Consider the following 23316-nt stretch of genomic DNA (forward strand, 5'->3'; position numbering starts at 1 on the left):
ACAAACAAACCCCTTCGCCAGGCAACACGTGCTTGAGGAAGGGGTGTTTTAAGTGTTGCCGGATCAACGGGCGAAGTCAGACTTCCAATAACCTTCGATCCGCTTCACCAGGGAGTCAGGCAAGGCGACATAGTCCAGTGCCGATGCCTGTTGCTGGCCATTTTCCAACGACCATTTGAAGAAATTGAAGGCCGCTTGGCTTTGCTCGGCATTCTTGGGCTGTTTGTACATGATGATCCAAGTGGTCGCCGTGATCGGCCATGCGCCATCGCCAGGCGCATTGGTCATGATCAGGTTGAAGTCCTTGGCGTTAGCCCAGTCCGCAGTATCGGCAGCCGCCTGGAACGCTTTGGAATTGGGTTGTATGAATTTCCCGGCGGCGTTCTTCAACTGCGCATGCGTCATCTTGTTCTGCAGGGCATAGGCGTACTCAACATAACCGATTGAGTTTTTGATCTGCTTCACGTAGGCGGAAACACCTTCGTTGCCTTTGCCGCCCACTCCAACGGGCCACGGCACAGTAGTGCCGAAACCGATTTTCGATTTCCAGCCATCACTCACTTTGGAGAGATAGTTGGTGAAGTTATATGAGGTGCCAGAGCCGTCGGAACGGTGAACGACGGTGATCTTGCTGTCGGGCAGTTTCATGCCCGGGTTCAGTGCGACGATAGCCGGGTCGTTCCAGGTAGAAATCTCACCCAGGAAGATTCTCGCCAGGGTCTCACCGTCGAGCTTCAATTGGCCCGGCGCGACGCCTTCAATGTTCATCACCGGCACGATACCGCCAATGACACTGGGAAACTGGCCCAGACCGCCAGCCTTGAGGTCATCAGCGGACAGCGGGGCGTCGGACGCACCGAAATCTACTGTTGCAGCCTTGATCTGAGCGATACCGCCACCCGATCCAATCGACTGGTAGTTGATACGGTTGCTGGAGCTTTTGCTGTAGTCCTGCGACCACTTGGACAAAACCGGATAGACAAAGCTGGAGCCTGCACCGTTAACATCGGTCGCATGAGCAAGGCTACTCATGCAGAGGGAAGCCAGCAGGACAGACAGGCTTTTTTTAGTCAGCAACATCACGACAGCACCTCAATGAAAGGAGTTAAGTGGGGGATACCCACCTATCGGAGAAGTGACGATTTAATTCTTTAAATATTTCTGTCTAATGACAGTTTCGGTGTTTTTGGCAATATTTTGAAATAAATGTGAGTCGATCACATTCACTCGTCTGCTCGCCGAAATGCTCGACTGTAACGGTATAGAGCCATTGGGATGGCCATCAGGCATGCAGAAACGATGAGGCAAGCTTGCTCACATGACGGTTTCCCAGCGGATAGAGGAGGCATTGCTTGTACTCAGCGGAGGGTGGCCGCATATAGCAAAGAGATGTTAATGGGAATAGATATCAAACGGTAATGAGTTGCTGTATCTTTCGCGACACATTCTTGTCGACCGTCCGGAGACGGTCGGTGTCTTCCCATTAAGGTTGTGCTTCGATGCGTCGGATTCTCGTTTCACTGTGTGTGCTCCAGACTTGTTCCGTTTCAACCTGGGCTGATGAGCCCATTGCCCCGGACCGGGCGCCGCTGGAGTTGCAGGCCACGGATATCGTGGGCCTTTCGGACACTGAAACCGCACAGGGCCCCGTCAATGGCTATCACGCCACCCGTTCGGCCAGCGCCACGCGCACCGACACCGCCCTCCATGAAACCCCGCAATCCATCAGCGTAGTGTCCCGCGACGTGGTGGAAGACCTCGGCGCCACCCGCCTGCAGGATGCGCTCGATTATGCGGGCGGAGTGGGGCGGGCCAACAATTTCGGCGGTCAGGGCCTTACCACGTTCACGGTGCGCGGCTTCACCACCGGAGAGTTCTACCGCAACGGATTCCCGATCAACCGTGGCTACCCGAACATGCCCGACGCCAACACCATCGAGCGGCTTGAAGTGCTGCGCGGCCCGGCGACCATGCTGTACGGTCGTGGCGATCCGGGCGGTACATTCAACGTGGTGTCCAAGCAACCGCTGGCCGAACGCACGGTGACCCTGGGCAGTCAGTTCAACGACCAGGGCATGCGTCGCGGTACGCTGGATGCGTCCGGCCCGTTGGATGAAGAAGGGCGCCTGGCCTATCGCCTGAACGTGATCGGCGAGGGTGGCGACACCTTCCGCGACCATGTCGAGACCGAGCGCTATGGCGTCGCGCCGGTGCTGACCTGGCAGGTCAACGACACCACCCGCCTGACGCTCGAGGGCGATTTCATGCGCAACAACCATCCGCTGGACCGTGGCCTGACGCATTATGGCGGCCAGCGTGGCACGGCCTCCCGCGATACCTTCTTCGGCGAAAAAGACGCCGGCAAACTGCACAACGACAACAACATGCTGCAGGTACGTTTCGAGCACATGCTCAACGACGACTGGACCCTGGCCGGCGGCACCCAGTGGCTCGACGGCACCTTGCAGGGCAACGCGGTGGAAGGCAACGGCATCGCGGCCGACGGGCGTACCCTGGGCCGCAATTTCAGCTACCGCAAACTGGAGTGGACCGACCGGGACACACAGCTCAACCTCACCGGGCACTTTTCGACCGGCGGGTTCGAGCACACGCTGTTGACCGGGGTCGAGTATGAGGACTACGACTATCAGTCCATCATCCAGCGTTCCGCCGCAGGAGCGGGTGCCTACCCGATCGATATCTTCAATCCGGTGTATGGTCAGCCTCGCCCGGCATTGACCCGTACGCCTACCGATGATCAGGAAAACCTCAAGACGTTCGGCGTGTTCGTCCAGGATCAGGTGGCGCTCACCGAGCGCTTGAAGCTGTTGGCGGGGGCGCGTTTCGAGCGCTTTGAGCACAAGTACGAAACGTTCGTCCCACAGACCCCGGCTGGCAGCAAAAACTGGAACGTGACTGACAGTGCCGTAACCCCGCGCCTGGGAGTGACCTACGACCTGACTGACACGGTGGCCGTCTACGCTAATACCGCCCGCTCTTTCAAACCCAACACCGGTGCCAGCCGTGAGGGACAAGGGAACGGCTTCAAGCCGGAGAAGGGCAAGTCCTATGAAGTGGGTGTCAAATGGGAAGCGCTGGATCGTCAGCTGAGTGTCGATGCCGCCATCTACCAGATTGAAAAACGTAACGTGCTCACCACCGATCCCGTGGATTCGACTTTCAGTGTGGCGGCAGGCGAAGTACGCAGCCGTGGCTTCGACCTGAACGTGGCCGGCAACCTGACGCCGGAATGGCGCATGATCGGCGGCTATGCTTATGTCGATGCCGAGGTGACCAAGGACATCAGCATCCCCAGCGGCACCCGCCTGCTCAACGTGCCGAAGAACACCTTCAGCCTGTTGAACGTCTACGAGCTCCAGGACGGTGGCCTCAAGGGGCTGGGCCTGGGAGCAGGGGTCAAATACGTGGATGAGCGGGCCGGCCAGACCGCGGCGAATGCGTTCTCGATGGACAGCTACACCGTCGTCGACCTGCTTGGCTACTACAAGGTCAACGAACGGATCCGCCTCAACCTGGACCTGAAAAACCTGTTCGACGCTGATTACGAAGAAGGCGCCTTCGGCAACGTCTACGCCTACCCGGGCGCACCGCGAACGGTGCAGGCGGGCATTTCCTATACCCTCTAAAGCAAGTGCACTCCCTGTGGGAGCGAGCCTGCTCGCGATAGCGGTCTGTCAGTCAATAATTTCCAGCTGACACACCGCCATCGCGAGCAGGCTCGCTCCCACAATGGGGCTGTGGCGATGCCTACCACTTACCCGTGCTCATCCCGCCATCCACCGGCAGTACCGCGCCGGTCGTAAAGTCGGCACCCGCCAGATACAGCACGGCCTCGGCGATTTCCCCGATGGTGCCCACACGGCCGGCCGGGGCCAGGTGGTTGAGGAATTCGCGATGAGCCGGGTCATGCATCGGTGTATCGATGATGCCAGGGGCGACGGCGTTGACCTTGATGTTGTACGGCGACAACTCGAGGGCCAGGGCTCGGGTCATCTGGTTGACGCCACCCTTGATCAACACCGGCAGCGCGGCCGGCACCTGGATGTTCGGCTGCAGGGCCACAGCGGCGGAAATGTTGATGATAAAGCCCTGTCGGCGACCGATCATGTGCGCGGCAGCCGCCTGGCTGGCGTAGACAAGTCCCTTGAGGTTGGTGTCCAGCAACGATTCCAGGTCTTGAGGGCTGTAGTCGACGAAGGGTTTGGGCAGGAAGAACCCGGCATTGTTCACCAGACCGTCAACAGCCCCGAACGCTTCGATGGCCTGGGCGATGAGCTGGGTCGACGTGGCAGGGGCGGCGATATCGCCGGCCACACCGATGAAACGGGCCGAGTGATCGAGCTGGCCAGCGGCATCGTCCAGTCCCGAGCGGGAGCGGGCATTGCCGACCACGTTATAACCCCGGTCCAGAAACGCCTTGACCAGACCCAGGCCGATGCCACTTGAGGCGCCGGTGATGATGACGGTTTTATTGAGACTCATGATTTGACTCCTGATCACATTGGGTTGAACCGCTGCGCCGTTGGGGCGGTGGTTGAGATCAGAGTATTAGTGCGCTGGAGATTGATAAACGGGGCTGACGGTACTTGAGTTGATACCTGATGTAATCAATCTCTCATTCAACCCAAGCCCCTTGTGGTGCGAGCCTGCTCGCGACAGCGGTCTGTCAGTAAAACAATTTTCAGCTGACACACCGCTATCGCGAGCAGGCTCGTTCCCACAGGGGAAACAGGGCCGACAGACATAAAAAAGCCCGGTCAATCAGGCCGGGCTCGATAGAAGCAGGTGCTCACTCCTTGGGAAGACTTCGGTACTGCGTGGTCGTCATGCCCGCGTAACCCCAGTTATCGGTATCGACCTCCTCGATCACGATATGGGTCAGGTGCGGATCTTTGCCCAGTACACGCTGGAGAGTTTCGGTGATCTCCGAAATCACCTGGGCTTTCTGTTCGCGGGTGACGCCATCACGGGTGATCCGCACATTGACGAAAGGCATGTTGCACTCCTGCTGGTTGAGAGAAGGTACGCAGGCTTTCCTGCGAACCGAAGCCACTGTATTTATACGCTACGGACTGATAAACAGGCATCTGCGATCTTCAGTTGATACACGGTGTAACGAATCATGAAGCGACATTTTGAAGACCTGCAGTTGGGCAGCATAGAACTGTTTTGCCTGGCGGCCGAAGCGGGCAGCTTCACGGCGGCGGCCCAAGTGGCGGGTGTTACCCCGGCGGCGGTAAGCCGTTCGATCTTTCGCCTGGAGGAGCGCCTGGGCTCACGTCTGTTCGTGCGCACCACCCGCAGCATCCGCCTGACCGATGCCGGCAAGACCTATTTCGAGCAGTGTCGGCAGGCGCTGACCCAGTTGGTGGAGGCGCAACAGGAGATGATGGGGGCGCAATCGATGCCGTCAGGGCAACTGCGCATCAGCCTGCCTACTACCTATGGTCATCACCGGATCCTGCCCTTGCTTCCGGCCTTCCGTGCGCTGTATCCGCAAGTCAGCGTGGACGTGCACCTGAGCAATCGGAACATCGACTTCGTCGCCGAGGGCTATGACCTGGCGATTCGGGTCCGGGCCCAGCCGGACTCTTCCTTGATCGCCCGGTTACTGGAGGACGCCAGGCTGGTAGTGGTCGCCGCGCCGGACTATCTGCGCAAGGCCGGCACGCCACGAGCCCTCGAAGACCTGGACGATCACGAATGCATTCAGTTCGAGTTGCCCAGCAGCGGTCGACGAATTTCCTGGCTGTTTAATGTCGATGGCAAAGAGCGGGAGGTGTTCGGCCAAGGCAACTATTGCTGTTCGGATGATGTGCTGGGCGGGGTGACGCTGGCCAGGCATGGTGCGGGATTGTTCCAGACCTACCGGTTCATCGTCGAACAGGAACTGGCGGACGGGAGCCTGGTGGAAGTGCTGCAACCTTTCAGTGGCCGGTCACGCCCCTTCACTTTGCTCTACCCCCATGGCCGATACATGCCCCAGCGGGTTCGCGCCTTCGTCGATTTCCTGTTGCAGCATCGGGAGCAGTGGGCTGGCAGCTGAGGACACTCCCTTGTGGGAGCGAGCCTGCTCGCGATAGCGGTAAGTCAGTCGATACTGAGCTGACTTGAAGGACGCCATCGCGAGCAGGCTCGCTCCGACATTGGGTTCAGGGTTGACCGCAAGCTCATTGTCTACCGACAAACCCTGTGGAAGTGATTAGAACTTGAACGCCTGCCGCCCGATCAGCAGCCACTTGCCGTCCTTCTGCTTCTGCCAGATCTGAAAGTTCTCGATTTCAGTCGGCACGATGTCGGAACCCTTGATTGACTGGGCCGAGAAGTGGTTGCGCACCAGGGCGGTGTCACCTGACAGGATGATTTTCTGATTCTTCATTTCCAGAGTCTTGAACGCGCTCTTGCCGGTTTCGATGTCGGCGATAAAGGCTTTCTTGTCCTGGATGTTACCGCTGGAGTGACCGTAGGTGAGGCTCTCGGCAGCCAAGGCCTGAAGCTGGGGGATGTCCTTGTGCAGCATGGCCTGGGTCAGATGGTCGACAGCCTGTGCCACGTCTTGCTCGGCCGAAGCAGCGGCTGTGGCTGCGTAGCCGCCGAACAGGCAGAGGAAGCTCATCACCAATGTCGCTTTTTTCATGGAGTGTGTCCTTGTTGTTGTTAGATATGAGAAATGAGCGTTTGAAATACACTCATCTGTCATCGTACAACTACATTGGTGTGACGGAAACAGCTGAGTCGCAGCCTTTTCACTGAAATTGGCCGTGAACCGCCACACATGTGTGCTCGACAAGCCTGCTTCGGCAGGCTACGGATCAGAATCCCTCGCGAACCGCCCCCCGAATCCCTTCCAGCAACATGGTGAACGCCGGGTTGTCATTGTCTTCGTGCCACACCAGATGCAACTCGCTCTGTACGCCTTCGCCCAGATCGATCTCGCGGAACACCACCTGCCTGAACACCACGCTGGTGGCACAGCGTGGCACCAGCGCCAGGCCCATGCCGGCGTTGACCAGTGCCAGGATGGTCAGTGATGACCCCAGCCATTGCACGAATTGCGGTGCGACCCGGGCCGAGCGGAGCATGCCGGTGAGCAATTCGTTGAAGGGTGGGTAGGCGGTATGGGAATACATCAGGAATGGTTGGCCATCAAGGTCCTGGACACTGACGGATTCGGCGCTGGCCAGCGGGTGACCGGCAGGCACCGCCAGGACAAAGGGCTCGCGCACCAGGCATTCGGTGGCGTAGCCGGTTTCCAGCAGCGGCGAGCGGACGATGCCCAGGTCGATGCGCCTCGCGCGAAGGGCTTCGTGCTGCTGGTAGGTGTTCATTTCCGACAGGACGATTTTGACTTGAGGCTGTTTCAGCCGTGCTTCGGCGATGACTTTCGGCAAAAACTCGTACACCGCGCTGCCGACGAAACTGATGGTGACCGAGCCGATGTCGCCTTGGGCAAAGCGCCGGGCGGCCGTGGCGGCTTGTTGCGCCTGCTCCAGCAGGTTCTGCGCTTCGATGAAAAAAGCCCGGCCGGCGGCAGTGAGGGCAACGCTGCGGGTGCTGCGGGTGAACAGTTCGACGCCCAGGTGATGCTCCAGCAATTGGATCTGCCGGCTCAAGGGCGGCTGGGTCATGTTCAGCCGTTCGGCGGCGCGGCGGAAATTGAGTTCCGTCGCGACGGTGGTAAAGCAGCGCAGTTGGGCGAGTTCAAACATTGATTCAATCCAGGTATCAATCAAGTGCCAAGTTAGATTAGACGGGAACAATGTACCCCGTCCATCATCGAGCCGTTCCCCACAAAAACAACGACTGGGAGGCTCCCTTGGATAACGCACTGGACTCTATGTATGACAGTACCCTGGCGCGAGCCAGGCAATGACCTCGCTGGTCGCCGCCGTGGTGATCTTTTTCGCCGTACCTCGCCGCGGCGTGACACACCCGACTCATTCTCCTACAAGCGCGAAACCGCCGCGCAAGCCAATCCGCCGGAAAACAACCAAACCCTGAACCCTGGCCTATCGGGAGCCGCTATATGAAGATCAAACGCGTCACCGTCACCCCCATTGCCTTTCGCGATCCGCCATTGCTCAACGCCAGCGGCATTCATGAGCCGTTTGCGCTGCGCTCGATCATTGAGATCGAGAGTGACAACGGCTACATCGGTTTGGGCGAGAGCTACGGCGATGCCCCGGCTCTGGCGATCCAGCAGCAAGTGCAGGACCAACTGATCGGCCTGGACCCGTTCAACCTCAACCAGTTGCGGGCCATCGTCCAGGCCACCGTCGCCGCTCAACGGCCCGCCAGCGTCGCAGGCGCTGAACTGGCACCGGGTTCCCATGCGAGCAAGGCAGTGAGCAATGCCTACTCGGCATTCGAAGTGGCCTGCCTGGACCTGCAGGCCCACTACCTGAACGTGCCGCTGGTGGATCTTCTGGGTGGGGCGATTCGCGAGGAGATACCGTTCAGCGCATACCTGTTCTTCAAGTATGCCGAGCACATCGATTCGCCGTATCCACCGGACAGCTGGGGCGAGGCGCTCAATGAGCAGCAGATCGTCGCCCAGGCTCGGCGCATGATCACCGACTACGGCTTCAAGAGCATCAAACTCAAGGCCGGCGCTCTGGAGCCGGAGCATGAAGTGGCATGCATCAAGGCGCTGAAGCAGGCGTTTCCTGGCTACCCGTTGCGCATCGACCCGAATGCCAACTGGTCGCTGGAAACCTCCATTCGCATGGCCGGACTGCTTGGCGACGACCTGCAGTATTACGAAGATCCGACACCGGGGCTGGAGGGCATGTCCGAGCTGCACAAGCGCACCGGCCTGCCGTTGGCGACCAACATGGTGGTCACCGATTTCGACGAGTTTCGCCGCAGCGTGGCGCTGAACAGCGTGCAGATCGTGTTGGCCGACCACCATTACTGGGGTGGTCTGCGGGACACCCAGGCGCTGGCGAAAATGTGCGACACCTTTGGCCTGGGCGTGTCGATGCATTCGAACTCGCACCTGGGCATCAGTCTGATGGCCATGGCCCACGTGGCCGCCGCGGTGCCGAACCTGGACTACGCCTGCGACACCCATTACCCCTGGCAGGAGCCGGATGAGGAGGTGATCAAGGGGGGCAAGCTGCCGATTGTCGATGGCTGCGTGAAGATCACCCGGGCACCGGGGCTCGGGCTGGAGCTGGACCGGGATCAACTGGGCATGCTGCATGAACAGTTCCTGCGCTGCGGCATTCGCCAGCGCGACGATGTGCGGCAGATGCAGCGCTACCGGCCGGACTGGAAGACCGTCAAGCCGAGGTTCTGAGTGGGTGCGAGGGGGCCTGTGGGAGCAAGCTTCCTAGCCACAGGAGCTTCGCTGCCACAGCCCCGTGGGAAACCCTGTGGGAGCCGAGCTTGCTCGCGATGACGGCGCTACATTCAACAGAAATGCAAGCTGACACACCGCCATCGCGAGCAAGCTCGGCTCCCACAGGTTTCATTGTTCGCCCACCGATCAATCGGCTCACACCCAAAGTACCGCGCCCATAGGCATGGCAGTCGTACACCCAAACTGCCGCGCCGGGCCGGCGCTTCCAAAGCACTCGCCAATTGCCTCCAAGGCAGCGTATGGCGGGGCCCTCAGCCTTTCGATAATCGCCTCCGACATCCCGTCCCCTGTTGCGGAGCGCGCCATGCACAACAATAAAAATACCCGTCGCCGTTTTATGCCTGCGGTCATCGCCAGCCTTTCGACCCTTGGCCTGACGCCTTTGGCTCAGGCCGAAATCATGCTGTACGACAAGGATCAGACCACCTTTTCCACCGATGGCTACATCAACGCCTTCTACGTCAACAGTGACGTGGACCGGGCGGGGGAGCAGTACGACCGGCGCCAGGCGCGGGTCAAGATGGGTTTCCTGCCCAACTACCTGGGCTTCAACATGAGCAAGCAGGTCGATGACCTCAAACTCGGCGCCCGCGCGTCGTTCTGGGTGACCATCAACGACAGCGAAACCAACGGTACCGATACTGCCATTGATGTGCGCCAGTTCTATGGCACCGTCGCCAACCCGGAGTGGGGCGAGGTGTTGATCGGCAAGGACTTCGGCCTGTTCGCCCGCTCCAATATCCTGCTCGACGAATTGCTCGCCGGTTACGGCCAGGTCAGCGACACCCTGGGGCTGGTGGACGGTGGCGGTGTGTCGTTCGGCAACATCGGCAGCGGCTATCCCTATCCATTCCCGACCTCGCAGATCACCTATCGCACCCCGGTCATGGACGGGCTACGGGTGGCGGTGGGGATCATGGATCCGGTGGACACCAATGACAGCAGCGCCACGGGCAAGGCTTATCAGGAGAACCCGCGCACCGAGAGCGAGATCACTTACCAGTTCGACCTCGGTGGCGCGAAAATCTACAGCTGGCTCAACGGCAGCTACCAGACCTCGGACAACACCGACTCCACCGTCGAGTCGGTGACCTCCAAAGGCCTGGGTTATGGCGTGCAAGCGAAGATGGGTGGCCTGTCTCTCACCGGCTCCGGATTCCAGGCCAAGGGCATCAACCCGTTCTTCACCAACAACGCCGGCGAAGCGACATTGCGCAACGTCGACAGCAAGGGCTATCTGCTGCAAGGCTCCTACAAGCTGGGCAAGAACCGCCTGGCGTTGTCCTACGGCAAGACCGATGACGATGGAAACGGCGTAGTAGGCAGCGGCGCTGATTACGAAACCCGCGGCATTGCGCTGTTCCATGACGTCAACGACAACCTCAAGCTCGTGGCCGAGTACAACCAGTTCGAAATCAACGGCCATGACACCAGCGCCCAGAACGAGGACACCGATACGTTTGCGGTGGGGGCTGTGTTGACCTGGTAATACCTAAGGCAACACAACCCCTGTGGCGAGGGGATTTATCCCCGCTGGGCTGCGAAGCGGCCCCTTTTCAGTCACCCCAGCTTTGTGTCGACTGAACTATTTTCCGGGGCCGCTTCGCGACCCAGCGGGGATAAATCCCCTCGCCACAAAGGGATTCGGTGTTCGAGAGTTTGTGGTGGCCCCAGCCGTGCGCATCGCGGCCCGGGCCGCCACCGTTCTCATCCCATGGAAGCGCACACCCGCTACCCAAGTAGCATTCGTGGGGCCGGCGCGGCTTCGTACACTCAAGGCTCCTGTCACGGAGGCGAAGATGCAGGCCCAGAGCGAAGGCGTGGTAAGCGCGATGTCCCAGGCAATGGATGTCGAGCAGGTGGCCCAGGAACTGGCGCGGCAGTTGCTGCATCCGTACCTGGGCTTCGTGCTGTTTTTCTGTTCCGCCGAGTACGATCTGCCGGCTCTTGGCCAGGCGCTGTCGCAGAGTTTCGGCGGGATTCGCCTGGTGGGTTGCACCAGCGCAGGGGAAATCACCGCCCTGGGCTATGGACGCAACTGCGTGACGGCGGTGGGGTTCGATCACCGGCATTTTTCCATTGCCGCCGAACTGATCGGTGAGATGGGGCACTTCAGCCTGATCGATGCCCAGCAGATGGTCGAGCGACTGGCGAGCGGCTGCCGCAGCAACGCCTTGGCACCGATCAAGGGCCACAGTTTCGCATTGACCTTGCTTGATGGTCTGTCCAGCCGCGAAGAGATGGTATTGGCGGCATTGAGCGCTGCCCTTGGGGACATCCCGCATTTTGGCGGCTCGGCCGGCGACGACAATTACCTGACCCATACCCACGTGTACTTCGAAGGCCAGTTCCACAGCGGTGCGGCCGTGGTGGTGCTGATCAATACCTGGCTGGAATTCGAGGTGTTCACCACCCACCACATCCTGCCCCGGGAAGAAAAACTGGTGGTGACCGGCGCCGACAGCGCTTCGCGCCGGGTCTATGAACTCAATGCCGAACCCGCCGCCGAGGAATACGCCCGGCATATCGGCGTGCCGGTGAGTGCCCTCGACTACCGGGTGTTCGCCGCCCATCCGTTGGCGGTGCGCATCAACGACCAGTATTACGTGCGGGCCGTCCAGCAGGTGCACCCAGACCTGAGCTTGAGTTTTTATTGCGCGGTGGAGAACGGCATCGTCCTCACGGCGATGGCCCCGGGCCCCTTGCTGAACAACCTGGAAAACCTCTTTGACGGCTTGCAGGCGCGTCTCGGTGATCTGTTGCTGACGATCGGCTGCGACTGTTTCCTCAGGCGCCTGGAGCTGGAAGATCGCGGTGGCCTGGAGCAGATCGGCCAGTTCCTGCGCAAACAACGGGTGATGGGTTTCAACACCTACGGAGAACAGTTCAATGGCATGCATATCAACCAGACCTTTACCGGAGTTGCCATTGCCCGACATCGCGTCCCCGGCCATCGCTGATCTGCAGGCGCAGATTGCCGGACTGCAACACGAAAACCACAAGTTGCAGCGCATCAACGCAGCGCTGATCGAGCGGGTGGAGTCCGGCGTGACCCGGGGCAGCGACCCGTACGCGGCGTTCCAGCATTCGGTGGTGCTGGCCGAGCAGGTGCGCGAGCGCACCGATGCACTGAACCAGGCCATGGCCGAGCTCAAGGCCGGCAACCATTTACTTGGTGAGGCGCGGCTGCGGGCGGAAACGGCCCATCGGTACCTGATCGACGCCATCGAGAGCATTTCCGATGCGTTCGTGCTGTTCGACGCACAACAACGCATCGTCCTGTTCAACAGCCGTTTCAAGGCATTCTGGGCCCACAGCCGGGTGCGCATCATGGCCGGGATGCGGCTGGGCGAGGTCAAGCGGCTGATGACCGCCAATGGACTGTTCAGCGAAGAAAATCGCGGCCAGGATGATGAGCATGTGTTGTATCGCTTGCAGAACGGTCGCTGGTTGCAGGTCAGCGAACGGCCGACCCAGGAAGGTGGCCGGGTGATCCTGTTCACCGACATCACCGACGTCAAACTCAGTGAGACCGTGCGCCGCGAGCAGGCCATCGCGCAGAAATCCCACCTGTTGCAGCGTGCGGTAGACAACCTCTCCCAGGGCGTGGCGATGGTCAACGCCCAGGGCGTGCTGGAGTTGTGGAACCGACGTTTCCTGGAGCTCAGCGGCCTGGCCCCGGTGGCGGCCCACCGGCCGTTCAACGAAGTGATTGCCGACAGCGAACTGCAACTATTGACCCCGGCCAGCCGCGACAGCAATGGTCGATTGATTCATGAACGCGAGCAGCGCCTCTCCGATGGCCGGGTCCTGGAAATCCGCACCCATCCGCTGCCCACCGGTGGCTACGTCAATACCTTCACCGATATTACCGAGCGCTATCAGCACGCTGAGGCGTTGAGTGAAAGCGAGCGCTGGATCCGGCTGATCACCGACCATGTGCCGGCACTGATCGCCTACCTCAATGCCGACCTGGTCTATGAGTTCACCAACAAGGTCTACGAACAGTGGTATTGCTGGCCCCGTGGCGTGATGCTCGGCCAGAGCCTGCGCGAAGCCCACAGCGAGCAGCACTATCAGCGCCTGGAGGCCTATGTGGCCCGGGCCCTGGCCGGGGAGAGCGTGACGTTCGAATTCGCCGAAACCAACATCAACAACCAGGAGCGCTACATGTTGCGCTCCTACGTGCCGAATCGCTTGGCCAACGGCGAAGTGGTGGGGATTTTCGTGCTGATCCGCGACATCACCGAACGGCGACGTACCGCCGAGGCTTTGCACCAGGCCTATCAGAACCTGGAACAGCGGGTCCAGGAGCGCACGGCTGAACTGACCACCCTCAACGAACAGTTGCTGCGCGAAATCGATGAGCGCAGCCGCGTGGAGCTGCGCCTGCGTGAAGCCAAGCGCGAGGCCGAGCAGGCCAACCTGTCGAAGACCAAGTTCCTGGCGGCGGTCAGCCACGATTTGTTGCAACCGCTCAACGCCGCGCGGCTATTCACCAGCGCCTTGCTCGAACGTCGTGAGCCAGTGGCGAATGCGCATCTGGTGCGCAACGTCAGCAACTCCTTGCAGGACGTGGAGAACCTGTTGGGTACTCTGGTGGACATTTCCAAGCTCGATGCAGGAGTGATCAAGGCGGACATAGCGCCGTTCGCCCTCAGCGAGTTACTTGGCAACCTGGCCGCCGAATACGCCCAGGTCGCCCGCAGTGAGGGGTTGGTGCTGCGCTTCGTGCCTTGTTCAGTACTGGTGCGCAGTGACATGCAGCTACTCGCCCGGATCCTGCGCAACCTGTTGAGCAACGCCATCCGCTACACCCCCAGCGGCCGCCTGGTGTTGGGGTGCCGGCGCCAGGGGCAGCGGGTGTCGATCCAGGTCTGGGATTCCGGCATTGGCATCGCCGAGGATCGCCTGGAGGAAATTTTCCAGGAGTTCAAGCGCGGCGATGTACAGCGTCCGGACCAGGACCGCGGGTTGGGCCTGGGCCTGGCGATTGTCGAGAAGATCGCCGGCATCCTCGGACACCGGATCCAGGTGCGCTCGTGGCCGGGCAAGGGTTCGATGTTCGCCATCGACGTGCCGCTGAGTGCCACCGCGCCCAAGCCTGTGCCATGCGTGGACATGAGTGAGCCAATGCTCGAACGCTTGCGCGGGGCGCGAATCTGGGTGCTGGATAACGACGCGGCGATCTGTGCGGGTATGCGTACCTTACTCGAGGGATGGGGTTGCCATGTGGTGACCGCACTATCGGAGCAGGACCTGGCGCGCCAGGTGGACAACGAGCACACCGAGGTGGACCTGCTGATCGCCGACTATCACCTGGACAACGACCAGAACGGCGTCGACGCCGTGGCCCGGATCAACGCTGGCCGCGAATCAGCGATCCCGGCGATGTTGATCACCGCCAACTACAGTAATGAACTCAAGCAACAGATCCGCGAGCGCGGGCACACCCTGATGCATAAACCGGTGCGGCCGATGAAGCTGAAGATTGCGATGAGTCATTTGCTGGCCCAATCCAACCGTCCCTGAGCCGAACACTTTTTGTGGCAAAGCAACTGTAGGAGCAAAGCTTGCTCGCGATGCAGGCGCTGGAGTGTCAGAAAGAACACTTGGCCTTCATCGCGGGCAAACCTTGCTCCCACAAAGTTTCTCCCCGCAAGGACGCAGAACATCAACGCCGCAGATACGCCCCGAAATCAATATCCCCCGCACTGAGAATCGCCTGCACCCGGTTGTGCACGTTGAGTTTGCGCAGAATCGCCGAGACGTGGGCCTTGACCGTGGTTTCGGCGATGTCGAGGGTGTAGGCGATCTGTTTGTTCGATTCGCCCTTGGTCATGCGCTCGAGCACCAGCAGTTGCTTGCGGGTCAAGGCCTGGAGCAGTTCGGGCGGGAAGGCCGGGGTTTCATTCAGGCGCCGGCCTACCGGGTTCTTCTGGGTACGGATGATGTCCGGTGGCAGGTACACGTTACCGTTGAGGATCTGTTCGATGGCGTCGGTCATCTGCGAACGTGGCGAGGATTTGGTGATGAACCCCACCGCGCCGTAGGTGATGGCCTGCAAGACAATCTGTTTGTCCTGTTCGGCCGAGACGATCACCACGGGAATGGTCGGGGCCTCGTTGCGCAGGTTGATCAGGCCATTGAGGCCGTGCATGCCGGGCATGTTCAGGTCCAGCAGGATCAGGTCCAGGTCGTCGTGCTCGGTAGTCAGGGCCAGGGCGCTGTCCAGGTCGGCGGTTTCCATGACCTCGCTGCCAGGAAAACCGTCGCTGATGACGTTATGGATGGCTTCGCGAAACAGTGGGTGATCGTCGGCTATCAGGATTTTATACATGGCCATTCACCTCATTATTGTGTTTTGGCTGGAGCAGTTGCACGCACGTTCAAGATCAGGGAAACGGTTCAGGCCGTGCAGCTTGAAGGGGCAGGTGGGCAGCCTCCCACGCATCGACGCCGTCGCGGTACCAATACAGATGCTTATAGCCCATGGCTGCGGCGCGTTTTACCGCGTTCCAGCTCAGCCAGCAATCGGAGCGGCAATAAAAGACCAACGGTTGCTCCGCACGCCCGGCGGTGGCCTGGCGCAGGTGGTGAGCGAAGTAATCCTGCCAGGTCGGGTCGAGCTCGCCGTCGCCGGTATTGGCCAGCCAAAGGCTGCCTGGGAGGTTGGCGTGAGGCTCGTTGTCGATGAAGCGTCCCTGGACCCAGGGCCGGCGATAGACGTCGATCAGCACCGGGCCGGGTGTCTGTTCGAGCAGTTGTTGCAGTGCCGGGGTATCCACCGTCCGGGCGCCTTCCACTGCGTCGGGGGTGGGGCTGCGATACCGGTCGATGCGATAGCCCTGGGGGGAAAACAGTGCCGTGTCGGCCTGCGCGACATTCAACGACAGGCCCAGCAAGACGACCGCCAGTAAACGGAGCATAGGATTGGTCCTTGTTGTTATGCGTCCATTACATGACAGGGTCGCGGTCTTGGGAATGCGACCATGGACAGGGAAAGCAGTACTAAAGTCGTAATTTCTGGCCTTTGCACAATGGTCTTTACGCCCGCGAACCCTGTGGGAGCCGAGCTTGCTCGCGATGGCGGTGGATCAGCTTGCCGCGATGGTGGCTGTGCCGCCGTCATCGCGAGCAAGCTCGGCTCCCACAGGGGGATGTTTTCCTTCAACGGGATCGTATCGGTTTGGATCAACCGGCCTTGCGCAGCGCCGCATGCTGCGGGTTGAACGTCCACACCGCCAGCAGGGCGAACGCCAGGGTCAACCCCGCGCACACCGTCATCGCCAACAGATTGAACTGGCCATACAAGGCATAACGCACCAGCTCCACGCCATGGGTAAACGGGTTCACCGCACACAGCCAGTACAGCCACGGGCTGGCTTCGAGCATCTTCCACAGCGGATACAGCGCGGAGGACAGAAAGAACATCGGGAAGATCACGAAATTCATCACCCCGGCGAAGTTCTCCAGTTGCCGGATCGCATTGGACAGCAGCAGGCCCAGGGCGCTGAGCATCAGCGCCACCAGCAGCAATGCCGGCAGTGCCAGTAACATGCCTGTTGCTGGCGGCTGGACGCCGTATAGCCAGGCGATGGCGAGGAAGGCGTAGACCTGCAGCAACGAGATCAACGAAGTCGCCAGCAGTTTGCTTGTGAGCAGAAAGGCACGGGGCAGGGGACTGGTCAGCAGCACCCGCATGCTGCCCATTTCCCGGTCGTAGACCATCGAGAGCGAACCCTGCATGCCGTTGAAGAGCAGGATCATGCAGGCCAGGCCTGGCACGATGTACACCTCGTAGGGAATGTAGGTGTCATAGGGCGCAATGATCGCGATGCCCAGTGCTGCACGAAAACCGGCGGCGAACACCAGCAGCCATAGCAGCGGACGTACCAGGGCGCTCAGCAGCCGTGTGCGCTGCAATACGAAGCGCAGCCATTCGCGCATGACGATGCCGCTGAAACATTGCCAATACGCGTTCATGCATGGACTCCCGAGGTGGTCAAGCGAGTGAAGGCCGACCCCAGGGTGCCGCCATGTTCCTGGCTCACGTCCTCGGCGCGGCCGCTGGCGACCAGGCGGCCCTGGTGCACGATCAGCAGGTCGTCGCAAGGTTGTACTTCGTCCAGCAGGTGGGTGGTCCAGAGCACACTGATGTCTTGTTCGTCGCACAGTTGGCGAATGTGCCGGCCCAGGGCCAGGCGGCTGGCCGGGTCGAGGCCGACGCTGGGCTCGTCCAGCAGCAACAGGCGGGGTTCGTGCAGCAGCGCCCGGGCGATTTCCACCCGGCGACGATGCCCTCCGTTGAGGTCGCGGACCCGTTCATGGCGTCGCTCGGTCAATTGCTGACGGGCCAGCTCGGCATCGATCCGCGCCATCCCTTCGCGTCGCGACAAACCGTGCAGGGCGAGGTGATAGCGCAGGTTCTGTTCGACGCTCAGGTCCAGGTCCAGGGTACTTTGCTGGAACACCACGCCCAGCTGTTGCAGGGCCGGCCGTGGAGAATGTTGCATGGAATGGCCGCCGACCCGGATCTCGCCACGCTGCACATCGTAGAGGCGCGTGAGTAGGGCGATCAGCGTGGATTTGCCGGCGCCGTTGGGACCCAGCAACGCAGCGAAGCGCCCAGTGGCGACACTGAAACTCATCTGCTTGAGGGCTTCGCGCGGCCCATAGGCAAAGCTCAGGTCGCTGACCTCCAGGGCGCTCATGGAGTCACCACCACACCCCAGGGGTAGCGCCCGACCTTCACCGACTTGAGCACCTTGCGGCTCTGCACGTCGATCACCGAGACATCGCCGCTGACGCCGTTGGTTGCCAGCAATTGACGCTGGTCCGGGGTAAATGCCAGCTGCCAGACCCGGCGGCCTACCAGCAGGTAATCCAGGATCTCGAAGGTCTTGGCGTCAATCACCGCCACATGGTTGGCCGGGCCCAGGGCGACAAAGGCCAGTTGGCCGTCGGCGCTGAGCTTGACGCCCACCGGCTGGACCTTGTCCGGATGAACGCCTTTGATCTGGAAGGTCAGGGTCTTGAGTACCTTGCGGGTGGCGACATCGAGAATCGTCACGGTGCCACCGATCTCCGCCGAGGCCCAGAGCTGGGTGCCGTCGCGATTGAACTCGACGAAGCGTGGTCGCTGATCCACCAGCGTGCTGTCGGCCAGGGTCTGGGTGCTGGTGTCGATCCAGTGCAGCATGTTGGTGGTTTCACTGGTATTGACCGTCCACTTGCCGTCGGGGCTGACGGCCATGCCCTCGGGCTCGACACCGACGCCGATCTGGCTCAGCACTTCGGAGGTCTGGGTGTCGATGACGGTCACCAGCGCGTCGTCTTCGTTGGAAACGTAGAGCCAGCGGTCGTTGGGGTGCAGGGCAAACTGCTCCGGATCCTTGCCGGACGGCAGCTCCTTTATGATCTTGCGGGTGGCGACGTCCATCACCTGGACCCGGTCCGAATCGCTGGCGCAGATGTACAGCAGGCGATTGTCGTGGGACAGCAGCAGACCCCGCGGACGTTGGCCCACCGGCAGGGTTTCGACCACTTCCAGGCTCTGCATGTCGATCAGGCTCAGGCTGTTGTCTTTCTCGTTCGAGACCCAGGCGGTGCTGGCGGCGGCAGGGCCGGTGGCGAGCAAGACCGCGCCGAGGGCGAGAACCTGGCGCAGCAGGATCGGTTGAAACAGCGGGCGGCGCATGGCGGTTTTCCTTGTTGTTGTTTTCGATCAGGGGTAGCGGCAGCTCACTTCGGGCCGGTCGTAGCCCAGGCTGTCCATTTCATTGCTGGGGTGCAGGAAACCGTCCTGGGGCGAGGTGCTGACCAGGGCCCGTGGCTGGACCAGGGGAATCGGTTGGCGCAGTTGTCCGTTCCAGGGGCGATAGCTGAGCTTGCGCCCCTTGAAACCATCCAGCGGCAACTGATCACTCAAGGCCAGTTGACGGATGGCGAACGGGTCGGCCTGGCGCAGTTTGCTCACTGCGCTGGCGACGCTGCGCACGGCGATCCAGGCGGCGAAGTCGCGGTCGTTCATCCAGCGCCCGGCCAAGGCCTCAAAGCGTTTTTGCAGCTGCGCCGCACCGTAGGTTTCGACGGTCTTGTGCCAACCGGTGGGGGTCAGTCCCTGTGTGCCGGCCACCGGACGCGGGTACCAGGTCTGGTAGGGCAGGTACTCGCCGAAGTCGCCGCGCTCATCGGCCACCAGCACCACGTCGTATTCCGCGGTCTGGGTGAACAGCGGCATATCGGCCTGGGCGCTGCGGCGTTGATCATTGTCGAACTGCCAGGTCTTCTCGGCCACGGTCTTCAGGCCGAAGCGTTTCATGGCCCGGCGCAGGGCGCTGGCATAGGCCTGGTCCTCGGGCGTCTGCCCAACAATCAGCAACGCCTTCTGCCATTTGCGCACGACGCTGAATTGCACCAGGGCGTCGGCGAGCATGGCCCGGTCCGGCAGGCTGTGCAGCACGTTGCCCAGACAGTCGGTGGTGCGCAGGCTGTCGTCGGGGCTGCCGGCATTGAACAGCAAACTGTCGGGCAGGGCGGCGCTGAGCTGGCGCAGGCTGGCGACCGGGGCGTTGACCACGAACAGCCGCAGGCCCTGCTCATGTTGCGCGCGGGCGGACTCGAGCAAGGCTTCGGGGCTGTCGACGCTGGCGCTTTCCAGGCGGTAATCCTGTTTGAGAAAACGTCCGGTGCTGTTGCTGTCGATGATCGCCAGCTCGGCGCCGCGCAAGCCTGCGTCGGTGGGCTCGGTGATGACGTTGGACAGCAGGGGCCCCGGATCGGGACGGTAACCCAGGTATCCGATGCGCACCTGCAACGGCGCGACGTCCTCGGCCTGGACCGTGGCGGCGGCCATCAGAGCGATCAAGGTGAAACTGGCGAGCCGGCGCATAACACCTCCATTGCAGGTGACGCCAGCATAGGAAGCCCTTGATCAGGGGGGAATATGCAGAAAGTACCGCCGGGGCAGTACCAAGGTAGTAGCTCGCCGTCGACCTCGGGGTTTTAGGATGCAGGCAATCGTCATTCATCAGGGAGCGAACAGACCGTGCAGACTTTCAAAGCGTTGCTTCTGCCGTTGTTGCTGATCCTGAGTCTGATTGGGGTTGATCGGTTGTCCGGGGGGCACCGCGGCCCCCCTGTGGGAGCGAGCCTGCTCGCGATAGCAGTGGTCCAGCCGGCAGAAAGGTTGGATGTGCCGCCGTCATCGCGAGCAGGCTCGCTCCCACAAGGGCTTTGTGTCGATTCAGTGATGGGGTGTTGAGCATGTCGGCCCTGTGGCGGATCAATCTGTGGGTGACGGCCTTCTTCGGCCTGGTCACGCTGGCTTGTGCGAGCCTGTTGCTGCATCAGGCCATGACCGACGTAAAGCGCGAGCTGCAATCGGCCGGTTCCGTGGTGCAATACCTGCGCGAGACCGCCGAGCGCGATCCGACCAGGCTCCAGGAGCGACTGACCGGCAGCTTGCGCCATATACGGGTGCGCTGGCAGGCGCCGGGGGATCGCCCCCCGACGGGTATCGACAGCGGACTGAAGGCCTGGCTCGGCCGCCAACTGCTCGTCGATGGCCCTGCGCCTCAAGTGGTGAGCCTGGGCGACGGTCGTCGGGCTTGGATCGCCGTCGATCCACGGGATGAAATCGAGGAAATCCTCGATTCGCTGGTGCAACTGCTGGGCGTCTGCGCCCTGGCCCTGTTGCTCAGTCTGTTGGTTATCCGCTGGGCGGTGCGTCGGGGCATGCACTTGCTGGATGAGCTGCTCGACGCACTGCGCCAGGTATCGGCCGGCGATCTGCGGGTGCGCCTGCCCGCCGAAGGCATCCCGGAGGCGCGGCAACTGGCGGGGCACTTCAATCGAATGACTGCCGCCCTGGCCCAATCCCAGGCCGATAACACCCGGCTCACCCAGGCACTGCTGGCTGTGCAGGAACAGGAACGGACCCATTTGGCCCAGGCCCTGCACGATGATCTGGGCCAATACGTGGCTGGTATCCGTGCCCGGGCCTGCCTGCTGCGCCTGGTCACCGACCAGCCGTCGGTACTGGAACAGACGGTCTGCCAGCTCGAAGATCACTGCGAGCACTTGCAACAGGGTTTTCGGGCGCTGGTGCACGACCTGTACCCGGTGGTGTTGCAGCACTTGCCGCTGGACGAAGCCATCGGATTGTTAGTGAGGCAATGCCAGGACACCCATGGCATTGCCTGCGAGCTGCGGATCGATGCCGCGTTGCCGGCGTTGTCCGGTCCAGACAAGACCCATCTGTATCGCCTGGTCCAGGAGGCGCTGACCAATGTTGCCCGTCATGCCAGCGCCACCCGGGTACGGATTCGTCTGCGTCAGCGCGGCGGACGTCTGCGGCTGCTGGTACGCGATAACGGCCTGGGGGCGACGCCGCCGCCCCGACCGGGAGTCGGCCTGCATTCGATGTCCGAACGGGCTCGCAGCCTGGGCGGCGAGCTGCGAGTCATCTGTCGCCCCGGTGCCGGCTGGGCGCTGGCCTTGAACATCCCCCTGGAGGCGCGATGAACATTTTGTTGGTGGATGACCATGCCGTGGTTCGGCAGGGCTTCGCGAGCCTTCTGCGGGCCTTGATGCCCGATTTGCAGGTCCGAGAGGCGGCCACGGGCGAAGAGGCCCTGAGCCAGGTGCAAGAGCAAGTGCCTCACCTGGTGATCATGGATTTCGGCCTGCCCGGCATCAGTGGCCTGGAAACCACCCGGCGCCTGCGCCAACGCCTGCCGCAACTGCGCGTGCTGTTCTTCAGCATGCACGATGAGTTGCCGCTGGTGCGCCAGGCGCTGGACGCCGGCGCCGCGGGTTACCTGACCAAGAATTCGGCGCCCCAGGTGCTGGTGGAGGCGGTGCGGCGGGTATTGGCCGGCCATGCCTACATCGAACAATCCCTGGCGACCCAACTGGCCTGTGCCAGCTCCCGGCACGACGCCGACCCGCGCCTGCAATGCATGACCCAGCGCGAGCTGGAAATCTTCGTCATGCTCGCCAAGGGCACCCCCGCGCGCACGATCGCCGAGCAGCTGTGCATCAGCGCCAAGACGGTGTCCAATCACCTGACGTTGCTCAAGAGCAAGCTGCAGGTCAGTTCCCATGCAGAGCTGGTGCATTTGGGGATCGACATGGGCGTGGTGCGGGTGGCGCGGTGATTGTGGGCACTGTGAGTTACTCGGCCCAAGACGTTGGACACCCGGTACAACCCTCCATGTTAGCCCCCTGGAAATTCCCGTAGTGCTGACGTGATCCGCTCAGGTTGGCCTGTTCCAGGTTGCTTTCCCCCAGCTTGGCTTCCTGCAGGTTGGCGTCGCGCAGGTCGGCGTCCTTGAGGTCAGCCTTGCTCAGCCAGGCCATTTCCAGGTCGGCGGCTTGCAGGTTGGCGCCGTGCAGGCGCGCGCCCGACAGTCGGGAAAACTGCAGGTACGCGGCGCTCAGGTCGGCGTCCTGGAACTGCGCGCCCTGGGCGAACAGCCCCCAGCCCTGAATAGCCTTGAGGGTGGCGTCGGTGAAGTCTGCCAGGCGCAGGTTGCTTTGTTGCAGGCTGGCGCGGGTCAGGTTCGCGCCTTGTAAACGGGCTTTCTCCAGGTTCGCCAGATCCAGCCGCGCATGGCGCAGATCGGCACCCCGCAGGTCCGCGCCGCTGAGGTTCATCTTGCGCAGGTCCTGATTAGCCAGTTGAGCACCGCGTAAATCGGCGCCGGGGCATTGGCTGGATTCGGCGATGACGCAGCCGTTAATGGTCAGGGGAGTATCGGTGTCGTCGGCGTGGGCGTTGAGGGCGAGCAGCAATGCAAGGGGTAAGTAATTCATGGCAGTAAACTCGGTCAGCTCTGTGGGAGCGAGCCTGCTCGCGAAGCGGTGGATCAGCCTGCATGGATGTCGACTGACACACCGCTTCGCGAGCAGGCTCGCTCCTACAG

Annotated in this window: 20 protein-coding genes; 8 read left to right on the forward strand and 12 right to left on the reverse strand. The window is 61.5% G+C overall.

All coding sequences use genetic code 11. From position 1 onward, the window contains the following. Window positions 1–63: 63 nt before the first annotated feature. Window positions 64–1080, reverse strand: coding sequence for a phosphate ABC transporter substrate-binding protein PstS (gene pstS / locus QZH45_RS14730; protein ID WP_024777730.1), 1017 nt, complete (start codon window positions 1078–1080; stop codon window positions 64–66). A gap of 419 nt (window positions 1081–1499) precedes the next feature. Between pstS and QZH45_RS14735 the strand changes: the two genes are divergently transcribed. Further along, window positions 1500–3647: a TonB-dependent siderophore receptor gene (locus QZH45_RS14735; RefSeq protein ID WP_053191747.1), complete on the forward strand. Its 2148-nt coding sequence runs from the start codon at window positions 1500–1502 to the stop codon at window positions 3645–3647. Between the two features lie 121 nt (window positions 3648–3768). Here the strand turns inward: QZH45_RS14735 and QZH45_RS14740 are convergent, their stop codons facing one another. Beyond that, a complete protein-coding gene (locus tag QZH45_RS14740; RefSeq protein WP_024777728.1) occupies window positions 3769–4503 on the reverse strand; it encodes an SDR family NAD(P)-dependent oxidoreductase in 735 nt (244 codons plus the stop codon). A gap of 307 nt (window positions 4504–4810) precedes the next feature. Further along, window positions 4811–5017: a tautomerase family protein gene (locus tag QZH45_RS14745; RefSeq protein ID WP_003202537.1), complete on the reverse strand. Its 207-nt coding sequence runs from the start codon at window positions 5015–5017 to the stop codon at window positions 4811–4813. A 126-nt stretch (window positions 5018–5143) separates the two neighbouring features. Between QZH45_RS14745 and QZH45_RS14750 the strand changes: the two genes are divergently transcribed. Next, window positions 5144–6067, forward strand: a complete 924-nt coding sequence (locus tag QZH45_RS14750) for a LysR family transcriptional regulator (RefSeq protein ID WP_024777727.1) — start codon at window positions 5144–5146, stop codon at window positions 6065–6067. Window positions 6068–6223: 156 nt separating this feature from the next. Here QZH45_RS14750 and QZH45_RS14755 read toward each other — a convergent pair whose 3' ends face one another. Together QZH45_RS14755 and QZH45_RS14760 are read right to left on the reverse strand one after the other, a co-directional pair. Continuing rightward, window positions 6224–6658 (reverse strand): nuclear transport factor 2 family protein, encoded by a 435-nt coding sequence (locus QZH45_RS14755; RefSeq protein ID WP_055136245.1) that lies wholly within the window; start codon window positions 6656–6658, stop codon window positions 6224–6226. 175 nt (window positions 6659–6833) lie between these two features. Then, window positions 6834–7730 carry a LysR substrate-binding domain-containing protein gene (locus tag QZH45_RS14760; protein ID WP_024777725.1) on the reverse strand — a complete coding sequence of 299 codons (897 nt, stop codon included), beginning with the start codon at window positions 7728–7730 and terminating at the stop codon, window positions 6834–6836. Between the two features lie 317 nt (window positions 7731–8047). On the opposite strand from QZH45_RS14760, the gene QZH45_RS14765 reads away from it, so the two are divergent. The 4 genes from QZH45_RS14765 (at window position 8048) to nahK (ending at window position 14917) form a co-directional block, all read left to right on the forward strand. Beyond that, a complete protein-coding gene (locus tag QZH45_RS14765) occupies window positions 8048–9322 on the forward strand; it encodes a glucarate dehydratase family protein (RefSeq protein WP_053191749.1) in 1275 nt (424 codons plus the stop codon). Between the two features lie 367 nt (window positions 9323–9689). After that, window positions 9690–10874: a porin gene (locus QZH45_RS14770; RefSeq protein ID WP_024777723.1), complete on the forward strand. Its 1185-nt coding sequence runs from the start codon at window positions 9690–9692 to the stop codon at window positions 10872–10874. Window positions 10875–11184: 310 nt separating this feature from the next. Next, on the forward strand, window positions 11185–12345 hold the full coding sequence (gene nosP, locus QZH45_RS14775; protein ID WP_024777722.1) for a nitric oxide-sensing protein NosP: 1161 nt from the start codon (window positions 11185–11187) through the stop codon (window positions 12343–12345). Continuing rightward, a complete protein-coding gene (gene nahK / locus QZH45_RS14780) occupies window positions 12275–14917 on the forward strand; it encodes a hybrid sensor histidine kinase/response regulator NahK/ErcS' (protein ID WP_081325340.1) in 2643 nt (880 codons plus the stop codon). Before nosP ends, nahK begins: the two co-directional genes overlap by 71 nt. Before the next feature lie 142 nt (window positions 14918–15059). On the opposite strand, the gene QZH45_RS14785 is transcribed toward nahK, so the two are convergent. The 6 genes from QZH45_RS14785 to QZH45_RS14810 form a co-directional block, all read right to left on the reverse strand. Continuing rightward, on the reverse strand, window positions 15060–15725 hold the full coding sequence (locus tag QZH45_RS14785) for a response regulator transcription factor (protein ID WP_024777720.1): 666 nt from the start codon (window positions 15723–15725) through the stop codon (window positions 15060–15062). A 55-nt stretch (window positions 15726–15780) separates the two neighbouring features. Further along, a complete protein-coding gene (locus QZH45_RS14790) occupies window positions 15781–16314 on the reverse strand; it encodes a PQQ-dependent catabolism-associated CXXCW motif protein (RefSeq protein ID WP_055135191.1) in 534 nt (177 codons plus the stop codon). A 265-nt stretch (window positions 16315–16579) separates the two neighbouring features. After that, on the reverse strand, window positions 16580–17371 hold the full coding sequence (locus QZH45_RS14795; RefSeq protein ID WP_024777718.1) for an ABC transporter permease: 792 nt from the start codon (window positions 17369–17371) through the stop codon (window positions 16580–16582). Beyond that, the gene (locus QZH45_RS14800; RefSeq protein WP_024777717.1) at window positions 17368–18099 is read right to left on the reverse strand and encodes an ABC transporter ATP-binding protein; all 732 of its coding nucleotides are present in this window, start codon (window positions 18097–18099) and stop codon (window positions 17368–17370) included. The genes QZH45_RS14795 and QZH45_RS14800 overlap by 4 nt, the downstream gene beginning before the upstream one ends. Next, window positions 18096–19085, reverse strand: a complete 990-nt coding sequence (locus QZH45_RS14805) for a YVTN family beta-propeller repeat protein (protein WP_024777716.1) — start codon at window positions 19083–19085, stop codon at window positions 18096–18098. The genes QZH45_RS14800 and QZH45_RS14805 overlap by 4 nt, the downstream gene beginning before the upstream one ends. A 27-nt stretch (window positions 19086–19112) precedes the next feature. Beyond that, entirely contained in the window at window positions 19113–20279 is a 1167-nt protein-coding gene (locus tag QZH45_RS14810; protein ID WP_024777715.1) for an ABC transporter substrate-binding protein, read from the reverse strand. A 374-nt stretch (window positions 20280–20653) separates the two neighbouring features. On the opposite strand from QZH45_RS14810, the gene QZH45_RS14815 reads away from it, so the two are divergent. Together QZH45_RS14815 and QZH45_RS14820 are read left to right on the forward strand one after the other, a co-directional pair. Beyond that, window positions 20654–21913: a HAMP domain-containing sensor histidine kinase gene (locus tag QZH45_RS14815; protein ID WP_055135190.1), complete on the forward strand. Its 1260-nt coding sequence runs from the start codon at window positions 20654–20656 to the stop codon at window positions 21911–21913. Continuing rightward, window positions 21910–22548 carry a response regulator gene (locus tag QZH45_RS14820; protein ID WP_024777713.1) on the forward strand — a complete coding sequence of 213 codons (639 nt, stop codon included), beginning with the start codon at window positions 21910–21912 and terminating at the stop codon, window positions 22546–22548. Before QZH45_RS14815 ends, QZH45_RS14820 begins: the two co-directional genes overlap by 4 nt. Before the next feature lie 16 nt (window positions 22549–22564). On the opposite strand, the gene QZH45_RS14825 is transcribed toward QZH45_RS14820, so the two are convergent. After that, complete coding sequence (locus QZH45_RS14825; RefSeq protein ID WP_024777712.1) at window positions 22565–23206, reverse strand: pentapeptide repeat-containing protein; 642 nt, start codon at window positions 23204–23206, stop codon at window positions 22565–22567. Window positions 23207–23316: the final 110 nt, after the last annotated feature.

Origin of the sequence: Pseudomonas corrugata (genome assembly GCF_050920615.1) — a bacterium.
GTDB classification, from domain to species: Bacteria; Pseudomonadota; Gammaproteobacteria; order Pseudomonadales; family Pseudomonadaceae; genus Aquipseudomonas; species Aquipseudomonas corrugata.

Coding starts and splice junctions, on each gene's coding strand:
- QZH45_RS14825 (WP_024777712.1), bottom strand. CDS start 23,206: ATGAATTACTTACCCCTTGCATTGCTGCTCGCCCTCAACGCCCACGCC.
- QZH45_RS14795 (WP_024777718.1), bottom strand. CDS start 17,371: ATGAACGCGTATTGGCAATGTTTCAGCGGCATCGTCATGCGCGAATGG.
- QZH45_RS14760 (WP_024777725.1), bottom strand. CDS start 7,730: ATGTTTGAACTCGCCCAACTGCGCTGCTTTACCACCGTCGCGACGGAA.
- QZH45_RS14815 (WP_055135190.1), top strand. CDS start 20,654: ATGTCGGCCCTGTGGCGGATCAATCTGTGGGTGACGGCCTTCTTCGGC.
- QZH45_RS14790 (WP_055135191.1), bottom strand. CDS start 16,314: ATGCTCCGTTTACTGGCGGTCGTCTTGCTGGGCCTGTCGTTGAATGTC.
- QZH45_RS14745 (WP_003202537.1), bottom strand. CDS start 5,017: ATGCCTTTCGTCAATGTGCGGATCACCCGTGATGGCGTCACCCGCGAA.
- pstS (WP_024777730.1), bottom strand. CDS start 1,080: ATGTTGCTGACTAAAAAAAGCCTGTCTGTCCTGCTGGCTTCCCTCTGC.
- QZH45_RS14765 (WP_053191749.1), top strand. CDS start 8,048: ATGAAGATCAAACGCGTCACCGTCACCCCCATTGCCTTTCGCGATCCG.
- QZH45_RS14750 (WP_024777727.1), top strand. CDS start 5,144: ATGAAGCGACATTTTGAAGACCTGCAGTTGGGCAGCATAGAACTGTTT.
- QZH45_RS14740 (WP_024777728.1), bottom strand. CDS start 4,503: ATGAGTCTCAATAAAACCGTCATCATCACCGGCGCCTCAAGTGGCATC.
- QZH45_RS14800 (WP_024777717.1), bottom strand. CDS start 18,099: ATGAGCGCCCTGGAGGTCAGCGACCTGAGCTTTGCCTATGGGCCGCGC.
- QZH45_RS14810 (WP_024777715.1), bottom strand. CDS start 20,279: ATGCGCCGGCTCGCCAGTTTCACCTTGATCGCTCTGATGGCCGCCGCC.
- nahK (WP_081325340.1), top strand. CDS start 12,275: ATGGCATGCATATCAACCAGACCTTTACCGGAGTTGCCATTGCCCGAC.
- QZH45_RS14735 (WP_053191747.1), top strand. CDS start 1,500: ATGCGTCGGATTCTCGTTTCACTGTGTGTGCTCCAGACTTGTTCCGTT.
- QZH45_RS14785 (WP_024777720.1), bottom strand. CDS start 15,725: ATGTATAAAATCCTGATAGCCGACGATCACCCACTGTTTCGCGAAGCC.
- nosP (WP_024777722.1), top strand. CDS start 11,185: ATGCAGGCCCAGAGCGAAGGCGTGGTAAGCGCGATGTCCCAGGCAATG.
- QZH45_RS14755 (WP_055136245.1), bottom strand. CDS start 6,658: ATGAAAAAAGCGACATTGGTGATGAGCTTCCTCTGCCTGTTCGGCGGC.
- QZH45_RS14805 (WP_024777716.1), bottom strand. CDS start 19,085: ATGCGCCGCCCGCTGTTTCAACCGATCCTGCTGCGCCAGGTTCTCGCC.
- QZH45_RS14820 (WP_024777713.1), top strand. CDS start 21,910: ATGAACATTTTGTTGGTGGATGACCATGCCGTGGTTCGGCAGGGCTTC.
- QZH45_RS14770 (WP_024777723.1), top strand. CDS start 9,690: ATGCACAACAATAAAAATACCCGTCGCCGTTTTATGCCTGCGGTCATC.